The following is a 24,044-nucleotide window of genomic DNA, read 5'->3' on the forward strand; positions in this document are numbered from 1 at the left end:
TATATAATAAGCCCATAAGAACAAGAAAGGGAGGAAAGAGGATGCCACAGATCAGCAAAGAAGCCTTGATTGAACAAATCAAAGATGGAATCATTGTCTCTTGCCAGGCACTTCCTCACGAACCGCTTTATACAGAAGCGGGAGGAGTCATTCCCTTGCTAGTCAAAGCGGCTGAGCAAGGTGGAGCAGTCGGTATCCGAGCAAACAGTGTTCGTGATATCAAGGAGATCAAGGAGGTTACGAAACTCCCGATTATCGGGATTATCAAACGTGACTATCCGCCACAGGAGCCATTCATTACAGCTACTATGAAAGAAGTGGATGAGTTGGCTGAACTAGACATTGAGGTCATTGCTCTGGATTGCACCAAACGTGAACGTTATGACGGTTTGGAAATCCAAGACTTTATCCGACAAGTCAAAGAAAAGTATCCACATCAACTCTTAATGGCTGATACCAGTACCTTTGAAGAGGGTATAGCAGCAGTCGAAGCAGGGATTGATTTTGTTGGAACAACCCTATCAGGTTACACTTCTTATAGTCCAAAAGTAGATGGTCCAGACTTTGAACTGATCAAAAAACTGTGTGAAGCAGGTGTGGATGTCATCGCTGAAGGGAAAATTCATACACCAGAACAAGCCAAACAAATTCTGGAGTATGGGGTGCGAGGCATCGTTGTTGGTGGAGCGATTACTAGACCAAAAGAGATTACGGAGCGCTTTGTTGCCGGTCTTAAATAACACAATCTCAAAACAGAGGAGAGTGGTTGATGCGTCGGACAAAATGAAAACGTATACAAATATAAAGAACTCATTATCCAATATGGATACGCTTATCAATTAGGAGAATACAAATGAAATTTAGAAAACTAGCTTGTACAGTACTTGCGGGTGCTGCGATTCTTGGCCTTGCGGCTTGTGGTAACTCTGGTGGAAGCAAAGATGCTGCAAATTCTAGTAGCGATAGCGGAAAAACAGAAATCACTTGGTGGGCATTCCCAGTCTTCACACAAGAAAAAACTGGTGACGGTGTTGGAACTTATGAAAAATCAATCATCGAAGCTTTTGAAAAAGCAAATCCAGATGTAAAAGTGAAATTGGAAACCATCGACTTCAAGTCAGGTCCTGAAAAGATCACAACAGCCATCGAAGCAGGGACAGCGCCAGACGTACTCTTTGACGCACCAGGACGTATCATCCAGTACGGTAAAAACGGTAAATTGGCTGAGTTGAACGACCTCTTCACAGACGAATTCGTCAAAGATGTCAACAACGAAAACATCGTACAAGCAAGTAAGGCTGGAGACAAAGCTTACATGTATCCAATCAGTTCAGCTCCATTCTACATGGCTATGAACAAGAAAATGTTGGAAGATGCTGGAGTTGCAAACCTTGTAAAAGAAGGTTGGACAACTGATGACTTTGAAAAAGTTTTGAAAGCGCTTAAAGATAAAGGCTATACACCAGGTTCATTGTTCAGTTCTGGTCAAGGGGGAGACCAAGGAACACGTGCCTTCATCGCAAACCTTTATGGCGGTTCTGTAACAGACAAAGACGTAACCAAATATACAACTGACGATCCTAAATTCGTCAAAGGTCTTGAAAAAGCGGCTAGCTGGATCAAAGATGGTTTGTTGAACAATGGTTCACAATTTGATGGTGGAGCAGACATCCAAAACTTTGCCAACGGTCAAACTTCATACACAATCCTTTGGGCGCCAGCTCAAAACGGTATCCAAGCGAAACTCTTGGAAGCAAGTAAGGTAGATGTGGTAGAAGTACCATTCCCATCAGACTCTGGTAAACCATCTCTTGAATACCTTGTAAACGGATTTGCAGTGTTTAACAACAAAGACGATAAGAAAGTCGCAGCTGCTAAGAAATTCGTTCAATTCATCGCAGATGACAAAGAATGGGGTCCTAAAGACGTAGTTCGTACAGGTGCCTTCCCAGTTCGTACTTCATTTGGCAAACTTTATGAAGACAAACGTATGGAAACAATCAGTGGCTGGACTAAATACTACTCACCATACTACAATACTATCGATGGATTTGCTGAAATGAGAACACTTTGGTTCCCAATGTTGCAATCTGTATCAAATGGTGACGAAAAACCAGCAGATGCTTTGAAAGCCTTCACTGAAAAAGCTAACGAAACTATCAAAAAAGCTACAAAACAATAAGCACTAAGTCAGATTGATTTCCCCCTTTTCCCTGTGCACTATGGTGTAAGAAAAGGGGGATTTTTGTTTGAAATGGTAGGAACTGTCACGAAATTAAAATGAAGTTCTTACATAAGCGAATCTTAAAAAATTTCATTTTGGTTTTAAAACAGTTCAAGAAAATCAAAAACTATTCTATTTGAAAGAGAGGTGCCGACTGTGAAAGTCAATAAAATTCGTATGCGGGAAACAGTGATTTCCTACGCTTTCCTAGCACCAGTGTTATTCTTCTTTGTCATCTTTGTCTTGGCTCCTATGATTATGGGATTCATTACAAGTTTCTTTAACTACTCCATGACTAAATTTGAGTTTGTGGGCTTGGACAACTACATTCGCATGTTTAAAGACCCTGTCTTTGTGAAGTCTTTGATCAATACCGTTATCCTGGTTATTGGATCTGTTCCGATTGTGGTTCTCTTCTCGCTCTTTGTAGCATCTCAAACCTATCATCAAAATGCGATTTCCCGTTCTTTCTATCGTTTCGTCTTCTTCCTTCCTGTAGTTACAGGTAGTGTTGCCGTAACGGTTGTATGGAAATGGATCTATGACCCACTATCAGGGATTCTAAACTTTGTCCTTAAGTCAAGCCACATCATCAGCCAAAACATTTCTTGGCTGGGTGACAAAAACTGGGCCTTGCTAGCGATTATGATCATCCTTTTGACAACATCTGTTGGTCAACCGATTATCCTTTATATCGCTGCCATGGGAAATATTGATAACTCACTAGTTGAAGCAGCGCGTGTTGACGGTGCGACTGAATTTCAAGTCTTCTGGAAGATCAAATGGCCTAGCCTTCTTCCAACAACTCTTTACATCGCGATTATTACGACTATCAACTCATTCCAATGTTTCGCCTTGATTCAGCTCTTGACATCTGGTGGTCCAAACTACTCAACAAGTACCTTGATGTACTACCTTTACGAAAAAGCCTTCCAATTGACAGAATACGGCTATGCAAATACCATCGGTGTCTTCTTAGCAGTGATGATTGCCATTGTCAGCTTTGCTCAATTCAAGATCCTCGGAAACGACGTAGAATACTAAAGAAAGGAGACAGTTATGCAACCTACACAAAAGAAACCTTTAACAGCTTTCACTATTATCTCAACGATTATCTTGCTCTTGTTGACCGTACTGTTCATCTTTCCATTCTACTGGATCTTGACAGGGGCCTTCAAATCACAGCCTGATACCATTATGATTCCACCACAGTGGTTCCCTAAAATGCCAACCATGGAGAATTTCCAACAACTCATGGTGCAAAACCCTGCTATGCAGTGGATGTGGAACTCTGTATTTATCTCACTAGTAACTATGTTCCTAGTCTGTGCAACCTCTTCTCTAGCAGGTTATGTCTTGGCTAAGAAACGTTTCTATGGTCAACGCATCCTCTTTGCAGTCTTTATCGCTGCCATGGCTCTTCCAAAACAAGTTGTCCTTGTACCATTGGTACGTATCGTCAACTTCATGGGGATTCACGATACACTTTGGGCAGTGATCTTGCCTTTGATTGGATGGCCATTTGGGGTCTTCCTTATGAAACAATTCAGTGAAAATATCCCAACAGAATTGCTTGAATCAGCTAAAATCGACGGTTGTGGTGAGATTCGTACCTTCTGGAGCGTAGCCTTCCCTATCGTGAAACCAGGATTTGCAGCCCTTGCGATCTTTACCTTCATCAATACTTGGAACGACTACTTTATGCAGTTGGTTATGTTGACTTCACGTCAAAACTTGACCATCTCACTCGGGGTTGCGACCATGCAGGCCGAAATGGCAACCAACTATGGTTTGATCATGGCAGGTGCAGCTCTTGCAGCCGTGCCAATCGTAACCGTCTTCCTTGTCTTCCAAAAATCCTTCACTCAGGGTATTACTATGGGAGCTGTTAAAGGATAATACTCTGCGAAAATCGAATTCAAACTACGTCAGCATCACCTTGCCATACATAAGTATTGCCTGCGGTTAGCTTCCTAGTTTGTTCTTCGATTTTCATTGAGTATAAGAGAATACAGAGTTATAAGTGTCTACAAAATGGAGAGTATGCAGTTACTTCGTGAAGTTTTGTCAGACACTTATCAACTTAATTTATGATTTTAGTTAACTATCAGAAACGAAGGAAACAGTATGATTTTTGACGATTTGAAAAACATCGCCTTTTACAAGGGAATCCATCCAAATCTAGACAAGGCTATCGACTATCTCTATCAGCACCGTAAGAATTCTTTCGAACTCGGTAAGTATGAGATTGACGGGGACAAGGTCTTTCTAGTTGTTCAGGAAAATGTCCTCAATCAAGCTGAAAATGATCAATTTGAGCACCATAAGAACTATGCAGACTTGCATTTGCTGGTAGAAGGACATGAATATTCGAGCTACGGTTCACGTATCAAAGATGAAGCAGTAGCATTCGACGAAGCGAGCGACATTGGCTTTGTCCATTGTCATGAAAAATACCCACTCTTGTTGGGTTATCACAATTTTGCGATTTTCTTCCCAGGAGAACCTCACCAGCCAAATGGCTACGCAGGGATGGAAGAAAAAGTTCGCAAATATCTCTTTAAAATTTTGATTGATTAAAAGAATCAGGAGGAGCAAACATGGCACAAAAAGGAGTAAGCCTTATCAAGGCAGCATTTGATACAGATAATTTTCTCATGCGTTTCAGTGAGAAGGTCTTGGATATTGTGACAGTCAATCTTCTTTTTGTCGTCTCTTGTTTGCCCATCGTGACGATTGGAGTGGCGAAAATCAGCCTCTATGAAACCATGTTTGAGATTAAGAGAAGCAGACGGGTACCAGTCTTTAGAACTTATCTAAGAGCCTTCAAGCAAAATCTGAAACTGGGTTTCCAGTTAGGTTTGCTGGAGTTAGGCATTGTGTCATTAAGCCTTCTAGATCTCTATCTCTTCTGGGGTCAGACAGCTTTGCCTTTCCAGATTGTGAAAGCTATTTGTTTGGGGATTCTCATCTTCCTCACTCTCGTGATGCTGGCTAGTTATCCCATCGCTGCGCGCTATGATTTGTCTTGGAAAGAAGTGCTGCAAAAAGGGCTTATCTTGGCAAGTTTTAACTTTCCATGGTTCTTCCTCATGTTAGCCATTCTCTTTCTTATTGTGATGGTTCTTTATCTATCCGCCTTCACTCTCCTTTTGGGTGGATCGGCCTTTATCCTCTTTGGCTTTGGTTTGCTGGTCTTTCTCCAAGCAGGTTTGATGGAGAAAATTTTCGCCAAATACCAGTAGGATGAGGTGTTTCTGAAACTACTTTCAATCGTTACAGTTTCTAAAATACAGGTAGAAACTAAAATCTAAGTGTATACAAGATATTGAAAGCGATTTTCACAAGGTGTATACTAAACTTGTAAAAAATAGAACTGCTCTCAGCAGAAAAAAAGAAATCTTAGGAGAAAATCTATGTCAGATTTGAAAAAATACGAAGGTGTTATTCCAGCCTTCTACGCATGTTACGATGATCAAGGAGAAGTAAGCCCAGAGCGTACGCGTGCCTTGGTTCAATACTTCATTGATAAGGGAGTTCAAGGTCTCTATGTAAATGGTTCTTCTGGTGAATGTATCTACCAAAGTGTGGCAGACCGCAAATTGATTTTGGAAGAAGTCATGGCAGTTGCCAAAGGGAAATTGACCATCATCGCTCACGTAGCTTGCAACAATACTAAAGACAGTATGGAACTGGCTCGCCATGCGGAAAGCTTGGGAGTAGATGCTATCGCAACAATCCCACCTATTTACTTCCGTTTGCCTGAGTACTCAGTTGCCAAATACTGGAATGACATTAGTGCTGCAGCTCCAAACACAGACTACGTGATTTACAACATTCCTCAATTGGCAGGTGTTGCTTTGACTCCAAGTCTTTACACTGAAATGTTGAAGAATCCTCGTGTTATCGGTGTTAAGAACTCTTCTATGCCAGTTCAAGATATCCAAACCTTTGTCAGCCTTGGGGGAGAAGACCACATCGTATTTAATGGTCCAGATGAACAGTTCCTAGGAGGACGCCTCATGGGTGCCAAAGCTGGTATTGGTGGTACTTACGGTGCTATGCCAGAACTCTTCTTGAAACTCAATCAGTTGATTGCAGAGAAAGATTTGGAAACAGCGCGTGAATTGCAATATGCTATCAACGCAATCATCGGCAAGCTCACTTCTGCACATGGAAATATGTACGGTGTGATTAAGGAAGTCTTGAAGATCAATGAAGGCTTGAACATTGGTTCAGTTCGTTCGCCATTGACGCCAGTAACCGAAGAAGATCGCCCAGTTGTAGAAGCAGCAGCACAATTGATTCGTGAAACCAAGGAGCGCTTCCTCTAATCCATAAGGAGGTATTTATGACACACTACGTTGCAATTGATATCGGTGGAACCAACATCAAATATGGTTTGATTGACCAAGAAGGCCAACTTGTTGAATCGCATGAAATGCCAACCGAGGCGCATAAGGGTGGACCTCATATCTTACAAAAGACAAAAGATATCGTAGCCAGCTATTTAGAAAAAGGCCCAGTAGCAGGTGTTGCCATTTCTTCTGCAGGAATGGTGGATCCTGATAAGGGTGAGATTTTCTATGCTGGTCCTCAGATTCCCAACTATGCAGGAACCCAGTTCAAGAAGGAAATTGAGACGAGCTTTAATATCCCTTGTGAGATTGAAAATGATGTCAACTGTGCAGGTCTGGCTGAGGCAGTATCTGGTTCAGGCAAGGGAGCGAGTGTCACACTTTGCTTGACCATTGGAACCGGTATCGGTGGTTGCTTGATTATGGATGGGAAAGTCTTCCATGGATTTAGCAATTCGGCCTGCGAAGTCGGTTACATGCACATGCAGGATGGAGCTTTTCAGGATCTTGCTTCTACGACAGCCTTGGTTGAGCATGTAGCAACAGCTCATGGAGATTCAGTTGATCAGTGGAATGGCCGACGTATTTTCAAGGAAGCTACTGAAGGAAACAAGATTTGTATGGCTGGGATTGACCGCATGGTAGACTATTTAGGAAAAGGTCTGGCAAATATTTGCTACGTTGCCAATCCAGAAGTGGTCATTCTCGGTGGCGGTATCATGGGGCAAGAGGCTATCCTCAAACCAAAGATCCGCACAGCCTTGAAGGCGGCCTTGGTACCAAGTCTAGCTGAAAAAACACGATTAGAATTTGCCCATCACCAAAACACAGCAGGGATGTTGGGAGCCTATTATCATTTCAAAACAAAACAATCCTAGTTTGGAGCTATAGAATTAAGAAAAACACTGAATCACTACTTGAGTGAAAACTGTTTTGCTTAATTCTTTTTTTATTGAAAAATTTGAGCCAAAGGAGGTAATCGTGAGAGACTAGTAGAAAATAACCGCCTTGTATGAGAGGTTAAGGCGAGATGATGAACTACAAGGCGAGAGCAATTCTATCATCCATTTAATTGATATTTAGCTTGAGTAAATGGAAAAATGATATAATGAGATGGACGATTATTTGACAAATTAGAAGTTGTAGCGGTGAGAAAAATGTAATGACAGCACATCCAGCTTAAATCGAAATCATATAAAATTACGAGGAGATTGTAAGATGAGTAATTATATAAAATTAAATGAAGATCGATGGAATAATGTAAAAAATGACTACACTGAGCCATTGACACATGAAGAATTAGAAGAAGCTAGAAAGCATCCAATTTCTGTTGCCTTAACTGTTGGGGAAAAAGTCCCCACAGAATGGTTTGAAAAAGCCAAGGGAAAAAAGATATTAGGTTTAGCTTGTGGTGGTGGCCAGCAGGGTCCCGTTTTTGCTGCAAAAGGTTATGATGTCACCATCATGGATTTTTCCACATCACAATTAGAAAGAGATGAAATGGTTGCTAAAAGAGAAGGTTTAAAAATCAATACCGTTCAAGGCGATATGACAAAACCATTTCCATTTGAAGATGAAACTTTTGATATTATTTTTAATCCGGTTTCAAATGTGTACATAGAGGATTTAGAAAACATGTATAAAGAAGCCTCTCGCGTATTGAAAAAGGGTGGACTCTTAATGGTCGGATTTATGAATCCCTGGATCTACATGTATGATGCTGACACTGTATGGGACAAACCCGATGAGGAATTACTGTTAAAGTTTTCAATCCCTTTTAATTCAAGAGAGCTTGAAGAGGAAGGCAAAATCACCATCAATCCAGAATATGGATATGAATTTAGCCATACCTTAGAAAGTCAGATTAGAGGACAACTAAAAAACGGCCTCGCTATGATCGATTTTTATGAATCGTGTGACAAAAGACATCGATTATCACGGTATGGAAATGACTACATCGCTACACTCTGCATTAAACTATGATCTTATAGAACGTACTTCTGAAGAATAGCTCGTTTTATTTTACGATTAGAATTTGCCCATCACCAAAATACAGCAGGGATGTTGGGAGCCTATTATCATTTCAAGACAAAACAATCCTAGTTTGGTTCAACCAAACTAGGATTTTCTAACGCGTTTTTGTCTACGATAGCCATTGAGTTTTTTATTTTCCCAATAGCTATTAAAGATTTTCTCCTTGCTTTCACGATTGATTTCCAAAAAGTAGGCATAAACCAAATCTATAAGGAAGAGCATGGGGAGTTGAGCGGATATCCGTTGAATGTAGGAAGGCTGGCTGTGGCTAGCAACAAGAACGGTCTCTGTATAGGCCTGACTATTTTTGTTTGGAGCGCTGGTAAAGAGGATGGTCTTGGCCCCCATCTCTTTTGCGTCTAATAGACTGTCTAAGATAGAAGGAGTTGTACCAGAAAGTGAGAAACCGAGTACTAGACAATTTTCATCCATGATGCTGGTCGTCCATGCAAAGCCGTCCTGATCGGTTAAGGCTTCACAGACCACACCCAGACGCATGAAACGCAATTTCATTTCACGAGCGACAAGACCGGAACTGCCTGTTCCAAAGAAGTAGACACGCTCAGCATCTTCGATTAACTGGGCGACTCGTTCCAGTTGTTCTTCGTCAATCAAATCCTGCGTTTGTTCTCGCATGATACTGTAGCTTCGCAAAACACGTTTGGTCAAAGGACTATGTTTGTGGGAATGAGTATCCTGTTTACTAGCCTGATGCTGGTATTGAAAGACGAATTCTCGGTAACCTGTAAAACCACACTTTTTGGCAAAGCGGGTCAATGCTGCTTGGGAGATGTGTAATTTCTGGGTGACTTGCTGAGAAGAAAGATCATCTTGGATCGTTTCAGGTTGTAAAAAATAGCGAGCGATTTCTTGCTCGAGCTCGGTTAATTCTTCAAAATGGAGGTCGATTATGGTTGCGATGTCTGGCTTGTTCATGAGGCTCCTTTTTATGAGTCAAATTCTTAAAGGTTAACGCTTTCCTAACTATTACTATCATTATATCACAGAAGTTAGGATAACCAAATAAAAAGGCATTTTCAGTTGAAAGTCAAAAAATGCTTCGACTTTTCCAAGAGTTTCTCCGTAAAATATGGTACAATGAAATGTACTGAACATTACCTGTTTGCTCTATTATTTTATATGTAAATAAAGGTGAAAATCGGAAATTTTTCTAGAAAAGAGTCTTAGTTGTATGAGAAAATTCAATAGCCATTCGATTCCTATTCGGCTTAATTTACTATTTGCGATTGTCATCCTGCTCTTTATGGCCATTATTGGTCGATTGTTATACATGCAGGTGCTCAATAAAGATTTCTATGAAACAAAATTGGCCTCAGCCAGCCAGACAAGGGTAACAACCAGTTCAGCTCGTGGACAGATCTATGATGCGGCAGGGAAACCCTTGGTAGAAAACACTGTCAAGCAGGTTGTTTCTTTCACCCGAAACAATAAAATGACAGCAGCAGAATTGAAGGAGACAGCCAAGAAACTTCTCACATATGTGAATGTAACCTCCCCTAATTTGACAGACCGTCAGATTGCAGACTACTACTTGGCGGACCAGGACGTTTACAAAAAAACAGTCGAATCCTTGCCAAGTGATAAACGCCTGGATTCAGATGGAAATCGTTTATCAGAAGCAACTCTCTACAATAATGCAGTTGAAAGTATTGACGTGAGTCAACTCAATTATACAGATGACCAGAAAAAGGAAATCTATCTCTTTAGTCAGCTCAATGCCGTTGAAAATTTTGCGACAGGAACCATTTCTACGGATGCCTTGAATGATACCCAAGTTGCTCTCGTTGCATCAGCATCCAAGGAATTACCAGGTATCAGTATTTCAACCTCATGGGATAGAAAAGTCCTAGACACTTCTTTGTCTTCAATTGTAGGTAGTGTATCAAGTGAAAAATCAGGTCTTCCAGCGGAGGAAGTGGACGCTTATTTGAAAAAAGGATATTCTCTCAATGACCGAGTGGGAACTTCCTATCTTGAAAAGCAATATGAAGATGTTCTTCAAGGCAAACGCTCCGTCAAGGAAATCCACCTTGACAAACACGGAAATATGGAAAGTGTAGAAAATGTCGAAGAAGGAAGCAAAGGAAACAACATCAAACTAACGATTGACCTAACTTTCCAGAATGGTGTAGATGACCTACTCAAGAGCTACTTCAACTCAGAGTTGGGCAATGGCGGAGCCAAATACTCTGAAGGAGTCTACGCTGTAGCTCTTAATCCTAAAACCGGTGCAGTTTTGGCCATGTCGGGTGTCAAGCATGATGTCGAATCCGGAAAATTAAGTTCAGATTCGCTTGGAACGATAACCAATGTCTTTGTGCCAGGATCTGTCGTTAAGGCAGCGACCATCAGCTCTGGTTGGGAAAATGGAGTCTTGTCAGGTAATCAAACCTTGACAGACCAGCCGATTGTTTTCCAAGGTTCGGCCCCTATCAATTCATGGTATACCTTGTCCTATGGCTCTTTCCCTATCACAGCAGTTGAGGCTTTGGAATACTCTTCTAATGCTTACATGGTTCAAACTGCGCTAGGAATCATGGGACAAACCTACACACCAAATATGGTGGCCGCAACGGGACAGTTAGAGACTGCAATGGGCAAATTGCGATCAACCTTTGGGGAATATGGACTCGGAGCTTCAACAGGGATTGACCTCCCAGATGAATCTACAGGATTTACGCCAAAAGAATTTGATTTGGGGAACTATATCAATAATTCCTTTGGTCAGTTTGACAACTACACACCGATGCAGCTAGCCCAGTATGTCGCAACCATTGCAAACAATGGCGTACGTTTGGCTCCTCACATCGTTGAAGGGGTTTATGGAAACAATGACCAAGGTGGCTTAGGTAGTCTGGTTCAAGAAACAGCCACTAAGGAACTAAACAAGGTCAATATTTCAGAATCAGATATGGCTATCTTGCAGCAAGGTTTCTATCAAGTTTCGCATGGAACGAGTGCTCTGACAACTGGTCGTGCCTTTTCAAATGGCGCAGCCGTTTCCATCAGTGGGAAAACGGGTACTGCCGAAAGTTACGTTAATGGCGGTCAAAAAGCCAATAATACCAACGCAGTCGCCTATGCACCGACCGAAAATCCCCAAATCGCAGTCGCAGTCGTCTTTCCTCATAACACCAACCTTACAAACGGTGTCGGACCTTCTATTGCACGCGACATTATCAATCTTTATCACCAACACCATCCAATGAATTAGAAAGGAACTTATGCTGTATCCAACACCTATTGCCAAGCTGATTGATAGCTATTCAAAGTTACCAGGTATCGGAATCAAAACGGCTACCCGCTTAGCCTTCTATACCATTGGAATGTCTGATGATGATGTCAATGAATTTGCCAAAAATCTCCTGTCTGCTAAGCGGGAATTGACCTATTGTTCCATCTGTGGCCGTTTAACGGATGATGATCCTTGCTCGATCTGTACGGACCCGACTCGAGACCAGACAACCATCTTGGTGCTAGAGGATAGTCGCGATGTGGCTGCTATGGAAAACATCCAAGAATACCACGGACTCTATCACGTCTTGCACGGCCTCATTTCTCCGATGAATGGTATCAGCCCAGACGATATCAACCTCAAGAGTCTCATGACCCGTCTTATGGATAGTGAGGTTTCAGAAGTGATCGTGGCAACCAATGCGACAGCGGATGGAGAAGCGACATCTATGTATCTCTCTCGTCTCCTCAAGCCAGCTGGCATCAAGGTCACTCGCCTAGCACGAGGACTAGCCGTGGGAGCAGATATCGAGTATGCGGACGAAGTCACACTCTTACGAGCCATTGAAAATCGGACAGAGTTGTAGGAGTAGACAATTTACGGACTAAATTTATTCATAAGAAAATTAAGGAGACCGACTTTGATGTTATAGGTCTCTTTTATGTTTCTTGAATTCTAGTACCATGTTCAAGTTTCAAAAAAGAAGCAAATATGATATACTAAAGAACGAGTATTCTATTAGAATTAGGACAAGCAATATGAAACAAACGATTATTCTTTTATACGGTGGGCGTAGTGCAGAGCGTGAAGTCTCTGTCCTTTCAGCTGAAAGTGTGATGCGTGCGGTCAACTACGACCGTTTCACAGTCAAGACTTTCTTCATCAGCCAGTCAGGTAACTTTATCAAAACACAGGAATTTAGCCAGACTCCAGGTCAAGAAGACCGTCTCATGACCAATGCGACTATTGACTGGGACAAGAAAGTAGCGCCAAGTGCCATCTATGAAGAAGGTGCAGTAGTCTTTCCAGTTCTTCATGGTCCGATGGGAGAAGATGGTTCTGTTCAAGGATTCTTAGAAGTTTTGAAAATGCCCTATGTCGGCTGCAATATCTTGTCATCTAGTCTTGCCATGGATAAAATCACGACTAAGCGTGTCTTGGAGTCTGCTGGGATTGCCCAAGTTCCTTATGTAGCCATCGTCGAAGGTGATGATGTGACTGCTAAAATCGCTGAAGTTGAAGAAAAATTGACTTATCCAGTCTTCACGAAGCCGTCAAACATGGGTTCTAGTGTCGGTATTTCTAAGTCTGAAAATCAAGAAGAACTCCGTCAAGCCTTGGAACTTGCCTTCCAATATGACAGCCGTGTCTTGATAGAACAAGGGGTGAATGCGCGTGAAATTGAGGTTGGTCTCTTGGGCAACTATGATGTGAAGAGTACGCTTCCTGGTGAAGTGGTCAAGGATGTTGCCTTTTATGACTATGATGCCAAGTATATTGACAACAAGATTACCATGGACATCCCAGCCAAGATCAGTGATGATGTGGTAGCTGTCATGCGTCGAAATGCAGAAACAGCCTTCCGTGCAATCGGTGGCCTCGGTCTGTCTCGTTGTGATTTCTTCTATACAGATAAGGGCGAGATTTTCCTAAACGAGCTTAACACCATGCCAGGTTTTACCCAGTGGTCTATGTATCCACTACTTTGGGATAATATGGGAATCAGCTACCCAGAACTAATCGAGCGTTTAGTTGACCTTGCTAAGCAAAGTTTTGACAAGCGCGAAGCGCATTTGCTATAAAAATGAAAGAGAGGGTAGAAGCCGGAACTATCACTGCATGGTGACTAGAGTTCTTGGACTTCAACCCTTTTTAAAGGAGTAGAAATGAAATTAACGATCCATGAAATTGCCCAAGCTGTTAGAGCTAAAAATGATGTTAGTCTTTTTGCGGACGTTCAGTTAGAAAAAGCTGAATTTGACAGTCGTTTGATTGGACCAGGTGATTTGTTTGTGCCACTTAAAGGTGCGCGTGATGGTCATGACTTTATCGAAACGGCTTTTGAAAATGGTGCAGCAGTAACCCTCTCTGAGAAGGAAGTAGAAGGTTATCCCTACATTCTAGTAGACGACGTGTTGTCTGCCTTTCAAACCCTCGCAGCTTACTATCTTGAAAAAACGGCTGTTGATGTCTTTGCTGTCACAGGTTCAAATGGTAAGACGACGACCAAGGATATGTTGGCGCATTTATTGTCAACGACCTACAAGACCTACAAGACACAAGGCAATTACAATAACGAGATAGGACTTCCCTACACGGTTCTCCATATGCCTGAGGGGACAGAAAAGTTGGTCTTGGAGATGGGGCAGGATCACTTGGGAGATATCCATCTCTTGTCCGAATTAGCTCACCCAAAGACAGCCATCGTGACCTTGGTTGGAGAAGCTCATTTGGCTTTTTTCAAAGATCGTTCGGAGATTGCTAAAGGGAAGATGCAAATTGCAGATGGTATGGCTTCAGGTTCTTTACTTTTGGCGCCAGTTGACTCTATTGTAGAGGACTACTTGCCTACTGATAAAAAGGTGGTTCGTTTTGGTCAAGGAGCAGAGCTGGAAATTACAGACTTGATTGAACGTAAGGACAGTCTGACCTTTAAGGCCAATTTCTTGGAGCAAGCCCTCTATTTGCCTGTGACTGGTAAGTACAATGCCACCAATGCTATGATAGCTGCTTATGTGGCTCTACAAGAAGGAGTTTCAGAGAAACAGATTTGTCAGGCCTTCCAAGATCTTGAATTGACTCGTAACCGTACCGAGTGGAAGAAAGCTGCCAATGGAGCAGATATCCTGTCAGATGTCTACAATGCCAATCCAACAGCGATGAAGTTGATTTTGGAGACTTTTTCGGCTATTCCAGCCAATGAAGGAGGCAAGAAAATTGCTGTACTAGCAGACATGAAGGAACTCGGTGACCAGTCTGTTCAACTCCATAATCAGATGATTTTGAGCCTTTCTCCAGATGTGCTGGATACCGTTATTTTCTATGGAGAAGACATTGCCGAATTAAGCCAGCTGGCTAGTCAAATGTTCCCAATCGGTCACGTTTTCTACTTCAAGAAAACAGCTGACGAGGACCAATTTGAAGACCTAGTCAAGCAGGTTAAGGAAAGTCTCGGTGCCAATGACCAAATTTTGCTTAAAGGCTCTAACTCCATGAATCTAGCCGAGTTGGTAGAAAGTTTAGAAAATGAATGCAAGTGATTTTGCTAAGTATCTTCAAAGAATGCTAGCCATTACGGATACTGGATTAACCTTTACAAAAGATCCTTTCAACCGTGAGCGTTACGAGGACTTGCGAAGCCTGTTATCTGAAATGTTGAATCAGGGATCAGACCTCGATGCAGAAGAAGTAGCAGAAGTCATGAAACCGACTTCCGTTTATGCAACTCCTCTGATGGACGTCCGTGCTTGGATTGTTGAGGATGAAAAAGTCTGTTTAGTTAGAGGAAAAGGGGAGGATAGTTGGGCTTTGCCAGGTGGCGGAAAGAGTGTCAGGGAAAATCTGATATAGTTTTGCATTACAAGAATATCCTTTTAAGGTTATTCTTTTTTAATTTCGTCCCAAAACAATTGATTTTGTCCCAAAAATATAGTATTATTTGTATAAGGAGGAATGAATCATGAAAAAATCAGATGTTCTTGATTTAATAAAGTATCATTATGAGGGCCGAGAGACAGAATTTAGAAATCAATCCATAGCAATTGCTCGGAACTTCAATAAACATGGTGATACACAATTAGCACAATATATTATGGGGTTAATGTCTCAAAGTGATAGATTCATGCCACAAATAGAAAATTCTAGTGAGTATTTGACTCCTGCTAAACTAGATATTGGTCCTCTCCCATTGCCTCTTTCAATTATGAATGATTTAAAAGGAATAATAAACGCTGTCAATCATCATATTGGAATAAATAAATTTTTATTTGTGGGATCTCCAGGTACTGGAAAAACTGAAAGTGTAAAGCAGGTGGCTAGACTTATTGGCAAGGAATTACTTGTAGTAGATTTCAGTCACTTAGTAGATAGTAAGCTAGGGCAAACAGTCAAAAACTTAGCAACTCTTTTTAATGAAATCAATAATCTTCCTTTCAAGCAAAATTATATCATCCTTTTTGATGAAATTGATTCCATAGTGTTGGATAGGGTTAATCAGAATGATTTAAGAGAAATGGGACGAGTGACTTCTGCCTTTTTAAAGGAGTTGGATAGGCTGTCACCAGAAATTGTATTAATTGCAACAACAAATCTTTTTGAAAATCTTGATAAAGCAGTTACGAGAAGATTCGATGCCATAATTGACTTTGACCGTTATACTGATGAAGATAAAGTAGAAGTAGCTACTATTATTTTAAATGAGTTATTAAAGCAATTTAAGAATGTAGCTAGAGATCTAAAATTATTTAAAAAAATTATCAATAGTGCCAATGTAATTCCGAATCCTGGTGATTTGAGAAACTCGATAAGAACGTCATTGGCATTTAGTGATTCATCAGATCCGCATGATTATCAAAAACGTCTGCTAAGAAGTTTGCATAATGGTAGAAATTTATCTATTTCTAAATTATCGAAGCTAGGTTTTACTGTTAGAGAAATTGAGATTTTGACAGGTGTTTCTAAGAGTAGTGTATCACGAGAGTTAAGCGAGGATTAAAATGAATACATTATTGACATTACGAGGTAAAAGTTTTACACCAAAGTCAGCAAAGGGGAGAGGACCGATAACGATTCCCGCAGATTCTATTGTTACGCTAAACCATTTAAATGAACTTTATACATCCCTTGAACTAGTAAAAGAATATTGGTCTAATAACACAATCATTGATGGAGTACTTGTTAGTGTATATTATAATCGTGTTCTAGCAAAGAGCAATCGTATTGATGGTTTTTTTAATGTGGGTGGCGGAAATGCAATTCCAAATGAAACGATTGTGGGTGCAAAATTTAGTAATGATAGGAGTAGGCATATTATTACACACTACATTTCAAAGGAAGTGTTAGATAAGACAATTGAGCATACTAAAAAAGTTATAACAATATTCAAAGATTTTTTTGCTAGTGCTCCCATGACGAGTACGGTGTTCTCCGACTCTTCAAAATTTAATCAAATTGATTATTCTAAGTATGGTCTGTCGAAATCAAAATTCAAACAATACTTAAGAGACGCTTGCTTTGTCAAAGAATTTGGTGTTGAACAGGCAGATATGTCTACTGTACGCAATTCTATTGTAACAATCTACGATGTAAAAACTAATCTCTTAACATTACTTAAACAACTTGATATTGATGCTTCAGAATCTAACATCATGGACCAGACCACTGTTTTACTTGACGAAAAAAATATTGAGTTACTACTGATAAAAGCACCTTATCTAGTATCAATGATAGTAGAAGATTTTTCTACCCTGTCACCAGAGAATTTTTATAATGATGGGAACACTTTTTATAATAATCTCCCTTTTCCAACTAATGAACCTATTATTGGTGTCATCGATACGTTGTTTGATGATAGAGTTTATTTCAATGAGTGGGTAGAGTATCGTGATTTGATTTCACCAGACATTAGCAAAGGAAGTCAAGACTATAAGCACGGTACAGCAGTTTCCTCGTTAATAGTAGATGGAGCTAGTTTGAATCCAAAACTAGATGACGGATGTGGAAGATTTAGAGTCAGACATTTTGGGATATCTTTACAGAGTGGTTTCAACTCCTTCACAATTATCAAACAGATTAGAGAGATTGTGTCTCAAAATCCTGATATTAAGGTTTGGAACCTTTCGCTTGGATCAAATGATGAAATTAGGGAAAACTTTATTTCTGTAGAGGGTTCGTTGCTAGATGAGATTCAATTTGATAACGATGTTATTTTCATTATTGCAGGGACTAATGGAATAGGCCCTGATGGAAAACGAAAAAAGATTGGAGCACCAGCAGATTCACTCAATTCAATTATTGTAAATTCTGTTGATTTTAGCAATCAAGTCGTTTCTTATTCACGCGAAGGAGTTGTCCTGTCTTTCTTTATCAAACCTGATGTTTCATACTATGGTGGGGGAAACGGAGACTTCATAAATGTTTGTGAACCACTAGGGCTGGCTCGAGTAGCTGGGACCAGTTTTGCAGCTCCATTTATTGCTAGAAAAATGGCTTACCTCATTCATATTATGGGATTAAGTCGTGAAGAAGCAAAGGCTTTATTAATTGATTCAGCGATACCATGGAATGATAAAAAAACATTCGCAGACATTTCTTTACTTGGATATGGGATTGTGCCAATCAAAATAGAAGATATTTTGTCTACACCTGATGATGAAATTAAATTTATAGTCTCAGACGTTTCTAGAGCATATGAAACTTATAATTATGATTTCCCAGTTCCAATTTCTAAAGAACACTATCCTTATGTAGCAAAGGCAACTATGTGCTATTTCCCAAAGTGTTCTAGAAATCAAGGAGTTGACTATACTAATACGGAAATGCAACTTAGTTTGGGAGTTTTAGATAAGAAAGGCATCAAAACAATTAATAACGACAATCAATATTCTGAAAATGCACCAGGATATGTGAGAGAAAAGTCGGCACGAAATATTTTTAGGAAATGGGACAATGTCAAGCATTTAGGAGAAAAATTCTCTTCTCGTAAAAAAGCTAAGCCGATTCGGAATCCTTCTAATCCTCAATGGGGAATGAGTGTAAAAACAATTGAACGGTTAAAAATTGGAGATGGTTATGGTATTCGTTTTGGAGTAGTTGTTACTCTAAAGGAGTTGAATGGTGTCAATAGAATCGAAGATTTTATTCAACAAGCCGAATTACGAGGTTGGCTTGTTAATAGATTACAAGTTGAATCACAAGTTGAGTTGTATAATAGCTTAAATGAAGAAATTGAATTTGAATAATAAAATATTTCAGGAGATAAAATATGCAAAAACTAGTGATAATAGAAGATTATAATAGGTTAGATATCAATCAGATAAAAGAGATTACTTTGAGATATGGAATCGTACTTGTTGTCTGTATATTAGCAATGATTATTGTTGGATTCTTGGTTGATAATTATAAGAAAGACTCCTATATTGTAAAAAAATATAATTACAGGACACTAGATCAGGAAATCGGTGGAGGAGAAGAATACTACTATAGATATTGGATATGGCAACGAAATAAAAAGAAATACCTTATATCTGTTCTTAGAGATGACTTAGGAATTAAAAGAGTATACAGTAGAAAAGCCTTACAGAAAAAATGGAATAAGAAAACTTTAATTCCATTTTTAAGAGAAGTTTATGGTAACGCTAAGTAAATAAAATATGGCACATACTTGACACAAGAGGGTTTTGGTGAAGTCGGATATTCTCCAACCGAAAATATTCTTAAGGAAATTGAAGAAGAAACTGGTTTTACAGCAAAAGCTGAAAGGTTGCTTGCAGTTTTTGACACCAATCGTTTCCAACTACAGAGCAAACAATATGCAAAGTTTGTCTTTGAATGCCAACTTCTTGATGGACAATTTCAAGAGAATCAAGAAATTGCTGAGCTTCAATTTTTTGCCATTGACCAATTGCCAGTCTTATCTGAAAAACGCATCACCAAGGAGCAAATGGAGATTCTTTGGCAAGTTTATAAAGGACAAAGAGACCAATATGTTGATTAGTTTATGCTAGAGAAGTTGACAAATCAAAAAAGGGTATCTACAAGGTGCATTTCTGCAATACAAATGATATAATAGGTTGCGAATTTAGGACTCAAGTATTCTATGCATGTCATAGAATCAAGTTTTTTCAAAAAATTTAAAAGCTGGGGGGAGTGAATTTTTTTACTGCCTCTAGCTAGATGAACGAGGAATAGAATATGAATTTGTGGGATAAATTATTTACCACACAGATATCAGAACCGCCCCAGTTTGAACTTCACTGGTACATTGGTTTGTTATGTTTATTGGCTCTTACTTTCTATGCTTCTTATCGTTTTCGCGACAAAGTTGCTTACCAGCGTTTTATTCAGATTCTTCAGTCTGTTCAACTGATTGTTCTGTATAGCTGGTATTGGGGCAATCTCATGCCTCTATCAGAAAGTTTGCCCTTCTATCATTGCCGTATCGCCATGTTTGTAATGCTCTTGATTCCAGGGACATCCAAGTACAAACAATACTTTGCCCTTTTAGGAACTTTTGGAGCAACAGCGGCACTGGCTTACCCACTCTTTGATCCCTACCCATTTCCACACGTGACCATTTTGTCTTTCATTATCGGACATGTTGCTCTTTTAGGAAATGCGCTCCTATACTTGTTTAGAAACTATCAACCTTCCCTTCTTGATTTGAAGAATGTGGCGGTGATTACCTTTGCCTTAAATGGCTTGATATGGGTTGTTAACTTAGTTGTAGGTGGAGATTATGGATTTTTAAACAAACCACCACTTGTTGGAAGTTTTGGCCAGCCCTTAAATTATCTCATTGTTTCGACTGTTATCGTGATAGCAATTCGCTTAACAGGGAAATTAGTAGAAAATTTTTTACAACAAAAATCGGAAGAATTTATTCAAGAGAAGATCTAAAATGATCTTCTCTTTTTTGGATTTTTAAGAAACAGAAAGGAAATTGTGAACGTTAACTTCAAATAATCTCTTAGAAGAAGAATTTTTCTAGAATTTTCTCAAAAAACATGCAGGAATTTTATCAAAAACTAAGCACGATTGGATTTTTTGTGTTATAATATTCTTTGAATAGCTATGCCCAAACATAGTTATTAAATAGAAGTGAGAAACTTGGAAGACAGAGAGGATGCGATGTAATGACTAGAGATGGTTTTTTTACAGGCTTAGATATCGGAACTAGCTCGATTAAAGTGCTAGTAGCTGAGCATAGAGATGGCGAAGTAAATGTAATTGGTGTTAGCAATGCCAAAAGTAAAGGTGTAAAAGACGGAATTATTGTTGATATTGAAGCAGCTGCTTCAGCAATCAAATCCGCAATCACACAGGCAGAAGAGAAAGCTGGTATTTCTATTAAGTCTGTTAACGTTGGCCTTCCAGCAAACCTCTTGCAGGTTGAACCAACACAAGGAATGATTCCTGTAACTTCAGATACCAAAGAAATCACGGATCAAGATGTTGAAAATGTTGTCAAATCAGCTTTGACTAAGAGCATGACTCCTGATCGTGAAGTGATTACCTTTATTCCAGAAGAATTCATCGTGGATGGTTTCCAAGGAATTCGTGACCCTCGTGGTATGATGGGTGTCCGCTTGGAAATGCGTGGTCTGCTTTACACAGGTCCTCGTACGATTCTACACAATCTTCGCAAGACAGTTGAGCGTGTAGGCATTCATGTTGATAATGTGATTATTTCACCTTTGGCAATCGTGAACTCCGTTCTCAATGAAGGCGAACGCGAATTTGGTGCGACTGTCATTGACATGGGTGGAGGTCAGACTACTGTAGCGACTATCCGCAACCAAGAATTGCAGTTCACTAACATCTACCAAGAAGGTGGAGATTACGTTACTAAAGACATTTCTAAAGTCTTGAAAACATCTCAAAAAATTGCAGAAAGTTTGAAACTGAACTATGGTGAAGCTTACGTTCCACTAGCAAGTAACGAAACTTTCCAAGTTGAAGTAATTGGTGAAGTAGAACCTGTTGAAGTAACAGAAAACTACTTGGCAGAAATTATCTCAGCACGCATCAAACATATCTTTGACCAAATCAAACAAGAGTTGGAAAGAAGACACTTGTTGGATTTGCCAGGAGGTATCGTCCTTATCGGTGGAAATGCAATTTTACCAGGAATTGTTGAATTAGCCCAAGAAGTATTTGGTGTTCGCGTAAAACTCTATGTACCAAATCAAGTTGGAATTCGCAACCCTGCATTTGCGCACGTGATTAGTTTGTCTGAGTTTGCTGGTAAATTGACTGAAGTCAATCTTCTTGCTCAAAAAGCAGTTAAAGGAGATGAATTCCTTCGTCAAAAACCAATCAACTTTGGCATTCCAAATCAACGTTTGAATCCAGTAGCGCAACCAAGTCCAGCACAAGCAGCTCCAGCTGAAACTGTGCAGGAAGCTCCAGTTGCTCCCAAGGAAGAATTCCAAGCAAGTTCTCAAAGTAAACCGAAGCTAACAGAACGTTTCCGTGGTTTGATCGGAAGCATGTTTGATGAATAAAAGAGGATAAGAAATTATGACATTTTCATTTGATACAGCAGCAGCTCAAGGCGCAGTTATTAAGGTAATTGGTGTTGGTGGTGGTGGTGGTAACGCCATCAACCGCATGGTTGACGAGGGTGTTGCTGGTGTAGAATTTATCGCAGCCAACACTGATGTACAAGCCCTTAGCAGTACGAAAGCAGAAACAGTTATCCAACTTGGTCCAAAATTGACTCGTGGTTTGGGTGCAGGAGGTCGTCCAGAAGTTGGACGTAAAGCTGCAGAAGAAAGTGAAGAAGCTTTGACGGAAGCTATCACTGGAGCAGACATGGTCTTTATCACTGCTGGTATGGGTGGTGGATCTGGTACAGGTGCAGCCCCTGTTATTGCACGTATCGCTAAAGATCTTGGTGCTCTTACAGTTGGTGTCGTGACACGTCCTTTCGGATTTGAAGGAAGCAAACGTGGTCAGTACGCTGTAGAAGGAATCAACGAACTTCGCGAGCATGTTGATACTTTGTTGATTATCTCTAATAACAACTTGCTTGAAATTGTTGATAAGAAAACACCACTTCTTGAAGCTCTTAGCGAAGCAGATAATGTCCTTCGCCAAGGTGTTCAAGGGATCACTGATTTGATCACGAACCCAGGATTGATTAACCTTGACTTTGCTGACGTGAAAACTGTAATGGCAAACAAAGGGAATGCCCTTATGGGTATCGGTATCGGTAGTGGTGAAGAGCGCGTTGTTGAAGCGGCTCGTAAAGCAATTTACTCTCCACTTCTTGAAACAACTATCGATGGTGCAGAGGATGTCATCGTCAACGTTACTGGTGGTCTTGACTTGACTTTGATTGAAGCAGAAGAAGCTTCAGAAATCGTCAACCAAGCAGCTGGCCAAGGTGTAAACATCTGGCTTGGAACATCAATTGATGAAAGCATGAAGGATGAAATCCGTGTTACTGTTGTAGCGACAGGTGTTCGTCAAGAGCGCGTGGAAAAAGTAGTTGGAGCTCGTAACAACCAACCAGTTGGACACCCATCAACTAAAGCTCCACAAGCACACACATTTGACCGTCAATTCGACTTGGAAGAAACAGCAGAATTGCCTAAATCAAGCCCTCGTCGCTTTGAAACAAACCAAGCATCTGCTTTTGGAGACTGGGACTTGCGTCGTGAGTCAATTGTTCGCCAAACAGATCCTGTTGTTTCACCAGTAGAACGCTTCGAAACACCAGTTTCACAAGATGAAGATGAATTGGATACACCTCCATTCTTCAAAAATCGTTAATCAATGAATTTGAAAAAAAATACTGAATTAGTTTTTCAGCAAATAGCTGATGCTAGTCAAGAAGCCAACCGTGCTCTAGATGCTGTTTCAGTAATCGCAGTGACAAAGTATGTAGATGTACAAACAGCGGAAGCCTTGCTTCCGCTTGGTGTTCGTCATATAGGTGAAAATCGAGTCGATAAATTTTTAGAAAAATATCAGGCCTTGAAAGATTACCCAGTTACTTGGCATTTAATAGGAACACTACAGAGACGGAAAGTGAAAGAAGTAATCCCATATGTGGATTACTTTCATGCTTTAGACTCCCTGAAGTTAGCCCAGGAAATTCAAAAGAGAACAGATCATGTTATCAAGTGTTTCTTGCAGGTCAATATTTCTGGGGAAGAAAGCAAGCATGGGTTTTCAAAAGAAGAATTGCTAGAACTTTTGCCAGAATTGGCTAAGTTAGATCAGATTGAGTATGTTGGTTTAATGACCATGGCTCCTTTTGAGGCAGACAGTGATGAATTGAAAGAAATTTTCAAGGATACGCAGGCTCTGCAAGCAGAAATTAGAGAAAAACAAATCCCTAATATGCCGATGACGGAGCTAAGCATGGGAATGAGTCGTGATTTTAAAGAAGCGATTCAGTTCGGCTCAACCTTTGTTCGAATCGGTACAGCATTTTTTAAATAGG

Annotated in this window: 21 protein-coding genes and 2 pseudogenes; 22 read left to right on the plus strand and 1 reads right to left on the minus strand. The window is 40.2% G+C overall.

The genetic code is table 11. From position 1 onward, the window contains the following. Nucleotides 1-41 precede the first annotated feature (41 nt). The 9 genes from M1G01_RS00570 (at nt 42) to M1G01_RS00610 (ending at nt 8,565) form a co-directional block, all read left to right on the plus strand. Nucleotides 42-740 carry an N-acetylmannosamine-6-phosphate 2-epimerase gene (locus M1G01_RS00570; protein ID WP_001135645.1) on the plus strand — a complete coding sequence of 233 codons (699 nt, stop codon included), beginning with the start codon at nt 42-44 and terminating at the stop codon, nt 738-740. Between the two features lie 113 nt (nt 741-853). Further along, nucleotides 854-2,182, plus strand: a complete 1,329-nt coding sequence (locus tag M1G01_RS00575) for an ABC transporter substrate-binding protein (protein WP_044020388.1) — start codon at nt 854-856, stop codon at nt 2,180-2,182. Nucleotides 2,183-2,401: 219 nt separating this feature from the next. Next, nucleotides 2,402-3,268: a carbohydrate ABC transporter permease gene (locus tag M1G01_RS00580; RefSeq protein WP_247931500.1), complete on the plus strand. Its 867-nt coding sequence runs from the start codon at nt 2,402-2,404 to the stop codon at nt 3,266-3,268. Nucleotides 3,269-3,283: 15 nt separating this feature from the next. After that, nucleotides 3,284-4,123 (plus strand): carbohydrate ABC transporter permease, encoded by an 840-nt coding sequence (locus M1G01_RS00585; protein WP_247930898.1) that lies wholly within the window; start codon nt 3,284-3,286, stop codon nt 4,121-4,123. A 228-nt stretch (nt 4,124-4,351) separates the two neighbouring features. Next, nucleotides 4,352-4,804: a NanQ anomerase/TabA/YiaL family protein gene (locus M1G01_RS00590; protein WP_247930899.1), complete on the plus strand. Its 453-nt coding sequence runs from the start codon at nt 4,352-4,354 to the stop codon at nt 4,802-4,804. Nucleotides 4,805-4,824: 20 nt separating this feature from the next. Beyond that, a complete protein-coding gene (locus M1G01_RS00595) occupies nt 4,825-5,469 on the plus strand; it encodes a YesL family protein (protein WP_000057503.1) in 645 nt (214 codons plus the stop codon). A gap of 171 nt (nt 5,470-5,640) precedes the next feature. Further along, nucleotides 5,641-6,558: a dihydrodipicolinate synthase family protein gene (locus tag M1G01_RS00600; protein ID WP_247930900.1), complete on the plus strand. Its 918-nt coding sequence runs from the start codon at nt 5,641-5,643 to the stop codon at nt 6,556-6,558. Between the two features lie 17 nt (nt 6,559-6,575). After that, nucleotides 6,576-7,460 (plus strand): ROK family protein, encoded by an 885-nt coding sequence (locus M1G01_RS00605; protein WP_000150250.1) that lies wholly within the window; start codon nt 6,576-6,578, stop codon nt 7,458-7,460. Between the two features lie 340 nt (nt 7,461-7,800). Continuing rightward, complete coding sequence (locus M1G01_RS00610) at nt 7,801-8,565, plus strand: class I SAM-dependent methyltransferase (protein WP_247930901.1); 765 nt, start codon at nt 7,801-7,803, stop codon at nt 8,563-8,565. A gap of 135 nt (nt 8,566-8,700) precedes the next feature. Here the strand turns inward: M1G01_RS00610 and M1G01_RS00615 are convergent, their stop codons facing one another. Further along, a complete protein-coding gene (locus tag M1G01_RS00615; protein ID WP_007517092.1) occupies nt 8,701-9,552 on the minus strand; it encodes a MurR/RpiR family transcriptional regulator in 852 nt (283 codons plus the stop codon). Between the two features lie 256 nt (nt 9,553-9,808). Between M1G01_RS00615 and pbp2b the strand changes: the two genes are divergently transcribed. The 13 genes and pseudogenes from pbp2b (at nt 9,809) to M1G01_RS00680 (ending at nt 24,043) form a co-directional block, all read left to right on the plus strand. Then, nucleotides 9,809-11,851 carry a penicillin-binding protein PBP2B gene (gene pbp2b / locus M1G01_RS00620; RefSeq protein ID WP_247930902.1) on the plus strand — a complete coding sequence of 681 codons (2,043 nt, stop codon included), beginning with the start codon at nt 9,809-9,811 and terminating at the stop codon, nt 11,849-11,851. Between the two features lie 10 nt (nt 11,852-11,861). Further along, the gene (gene recR / locus M1G01_RS00625) at nt 11,862-12,458 is read left to right on the plus strand and encodes a recombination mediator RecR (protein WP_000966754.1); all 597 of its coding nucleotides are present in this window, start codon (nt 11,862-11,864) and stop codon (nt 12,456-12,458) included. 172 nt (nt 12,459-12,630) lie between these two features. Next, nucleotides 12,631-13,674 (plus strand): D-alanine--D-alanine ligase, encoded by a 1,044-nt coding sequence (locus M1G01_RS00630; protein ID WP_247930903.1) that lies wholly within the window; start codon nt 12,631-12,633, stop codon nt 13,672-13,674. 84 nt (nt 13,675-13,758) lie between these two features. Continuing rightward, the gene (locus M1G01_RS00635; RefSeq protein WP_247930904.1) at nt 13,759-15,132 is read left to right on the plus strand and encodes a UDP-N-acetylmuramoyl-tripeptide--D-alanyl-D-alanine ligase; all 1,374 of its coding nucleotides are present in this window, start codon (nt 13,759-13,761) and stop codon (nt 15,130-15,132) included. Beyond that, nucleotides 15,119-15,439, plus strand: a pseudogene (locus M1G01_RS00640) (NUDIX hydrolase N-terminal domain-containing protein); the annotation flags it as partial. The gene M1G01_RS00635 and the pseudogene M1G01_RS00640, both read left to right, overlap by 14 nt. A 112-nt stretch (nt 15,440-15,551) precedes the next feature. Further along, nucleotides 15,552-16,586: an ATP-binding protein gene (locus tag M1G01_RS00645; RefSeq protein WP_247930905.1), complete on the plus strand. Its 1,035-nt coding sequence runs from the start codon at nt 15,552-15,554 to the stop codon at nt 16,584-16,586. A 1-nt stretch (nt 16,587) separates the two neighbouring features. Further along, nucleotides 16,588-18,831, plus strand: a complete 2,244-nt coding sequence (locus M1G01_RS00650; RefSeq protein ID WP_247930906.1) for a S8 family peptidase — start codon at nt 16,588-16,590, stop codon at nt 18,829-18,831. 23 nt (nt 18,832-18,854) lie between these two features. Further along, on the plus strand, nt 18,855-19,235 hold the full coding sequence (locus tag M1G01_RS00655) for a hypothetical protein (RefSeq protein ID WP_247930907.1): 381 nt from the start codon (nt 18,855-18,857) through the stop codon (nt 19,233-19,235). Nucleotides 19,236-19,265: 30 nt separating this feature from the next. Then, nucleotides 19,266-19,586 (plus strand): annotated as a pseudogene (locus tag M1G01_RS00660) (NUDIX domain-containing protein); the annotation flags it as partial. A gap of 197 nt (nt 19,587-19,783) precedes the next feature. Next, nucleotides 19,784-20,488 carry a YwaF family protein gene (locus M1G01_RS00665; protein WP_001055268.1) on the plus strand — a complete coding sequence of 235 codons (705 nt, stop codon included), beginning with the start codon at nt 19,784-19,786 and terminating at the stop codon, nt 20,486-20,488. A gap of 236 nt (nt 20,489-20,724) precedes the next feature. After that, nucleotides 20,725-22,095 carry a cell division protein FtsA gene (ftsA, locus tag M1G01_RS00670; protein ID WP_247930908.1) on the plus strand — a complete coding sequence of 457 codons (1,371 nt, stop codon included), beginning with the start codon at nt 20,725-20,727 and terminating at the stop codon, nt 22,093-22,095. Nucleotides 22,096-22,111: 16 nt separating this feature from the next. Beyond that, nucleotides 22,112-23,368 (plus strand): cell division protein FtsZ, encoded by a 1,257-nt coding sequence (ftsZ, locus tag M1G01_RS00675; RefSeq protein ID WP_247930909.1) that lies wholly within the window; start codon nt 22,112-22,114, stop codon nt 23,366-23,368. Between the two features lie 3 nt (nt 23,369-23,371). Then, nucleotides 23,372-24,043, plus strand: a complete 672-nt coding sequence (locus M1G01_RS00680) for a YggS family pyridoxal phosphate-dependent enzyme (protein ID WP_001049616.1) — start codon at nt 23,372-23,374, stop codon at nt 24,041-24,043. Nucleotide 24,044: the final 1 nt, after the last annotated feature.

The organism is Streptococcus oralis (genome assembly GCF_023110055.1).
Taxonomy (GTDB): Bacteria; Bacillota; Bacilli; order Lactobacillales; family Streptococcaceae; genus Streptococcus; species Streptococcus oralis_BY.

Excerpts from the sequence above, each read along its gene's own strand:
- M1G01_RS00610 (WP_247930901.1), top strand. The coding sequence starts at position 7,801 with ATGAGTAATTATATAAAATTAAATGAAGATCGATGGAATAATGTAAAA.
- M1G01_RS00585 (WP_247930898.1), top strand. The coding sequence starts at position 3,284 with ATGCAACCTACACAAAAGAAACCTTTAACAGCTTTCACTATTATCTCA.
- M1G01_RS00645 (WP_247930905.1), top strand. The coding sequence starts at position 15,552 with ATGAAAAAATCAGATGTTCTTGATTTAATAAAGTATCATTATGAGGGC.
- M1G01_RS00665 (WP_001055268.1), top strand. The coding sequence starts at position 19,784 with ATGAATTTGTGGGATAAATTATTTACCACACAGATATCAGAACCGCCC.
- M1G01_RS00630 (WP_247930903.1), top strand. The coding sequence starts at position 12,631 with ATGAAACAAACGATTATTCTTTTATACGGTGGGCGTAGTGCAGAGCGT.
- M1G01_RS00605 (WP_000150250.1), top strand. The coding sequence starts at position 6,576 with ATGACACACTACGTTGCAATTGATATCGGTGGAACCAACATCAAATAT.
- pbp2b (WP_247930902.1), top strand. The coding sequence starts at position 9,809 with ATGAGAAAATTCAATAGCCATTCGATTCCTATTCGGCTTAATTTACTA.
- M1G01_RS00595 (WP_000057503.1), top strand. The coding sequence starts at position 4,825 with ATGGCACAAAAAGGAGTAAGCCTTATCAAGGCAGCATTTGATACAGAT.
- recR (WP_000966754.1), top strand. The coding sequence starts at position 11,862 with ATGCTGTATCCAACACCTATTGCCAAGCTGATTGATAGCTATTCAAAG.
- M1G01_RS00590 (WP_247930899.1), top strand. The coding sequence starts at position 4,352 with ATGATTTTTGACGATTTGAAAAACATCGCCTTTTACAAGGGAATCCAT.
- ftsA (WP_247930908.1), top strand. The coding sequence starts at position 20,725 with ATGACTAGAGATGGTTTTTTTACAGGCTTAGATATCGGAACTAGCTCG.
- M1G01_RS00570 (WP_001135645.1), top strand. The coding sequence starts at position 42 with ATGCCACAGATCAGCAAAGAAGCCTTGATTGAACAAATCAAAGATGGA.
- M1G01_RS00615 (WP_007517092.1), bottom strand. The coding sequence starts at position 9,552 with ATGAACAAGCCAGACATCGCAACCATAATCGACCTCCATTTTGAAGAA.
- M1G01_RS00655 (WP_247930907.1), top strand. The coding sequence starts at position 18,855 with ATGCAAAAACTAGTGATAATAGAAGATTATAATAGGTTAGATATCAAT.
- M1G01_RS00580 (WP_247931500.1), top strand. The coding sequence starts at position 2,402 with ATGCGGGAAACAGTGATTTCCTACGCTTTCCTAGCACCAGTGTTATTC.
- M1G01_RS00575 (WP_044020388.1), top strand. The coding sequence starts at position 854 with ATGAAATTTAGAAAACTAGCTTGTACAGTACTTGCGGGTGCTGCGATT.
- M1G01_RS00635 (WP_247930904.1), top strand. The coding sequence starts at position 13,759 with ATGAAATTAACGATCCATGAAATTGCCCAAGCTGTTAGAGCTAAAAAT.
- ftsZ (WP_247930909.1), top strand. The coding sequence starts at position 22,112 with ATGACATTTTCATTTGATACAGCAGCAGCTCAAGGCGCAGTTATTAAG.
- M1G01_RS00680 (WP_001049616.1), top strand. The coding sequence starts at position 23,372 with ATGAATTTGAAAAAAAATACTGAATTAGTTTTTCAGCAAATAGCTGAT.
- M1G01_RS00650 (WP_247930906.1), top strand. The coding sequence starts at position 16,588 with ATGAATACATTATTGACATTACGAGGTAAAAGTTTTACACCAAAGTCA.
- M1G01_RS00600 (WP_247930900.1), top strand. The coding sequence starts at position 5,641 with ATGTCAGATTTGAAAAAATACGAAGGTGTTATTCCAGCCTTCTACGCA.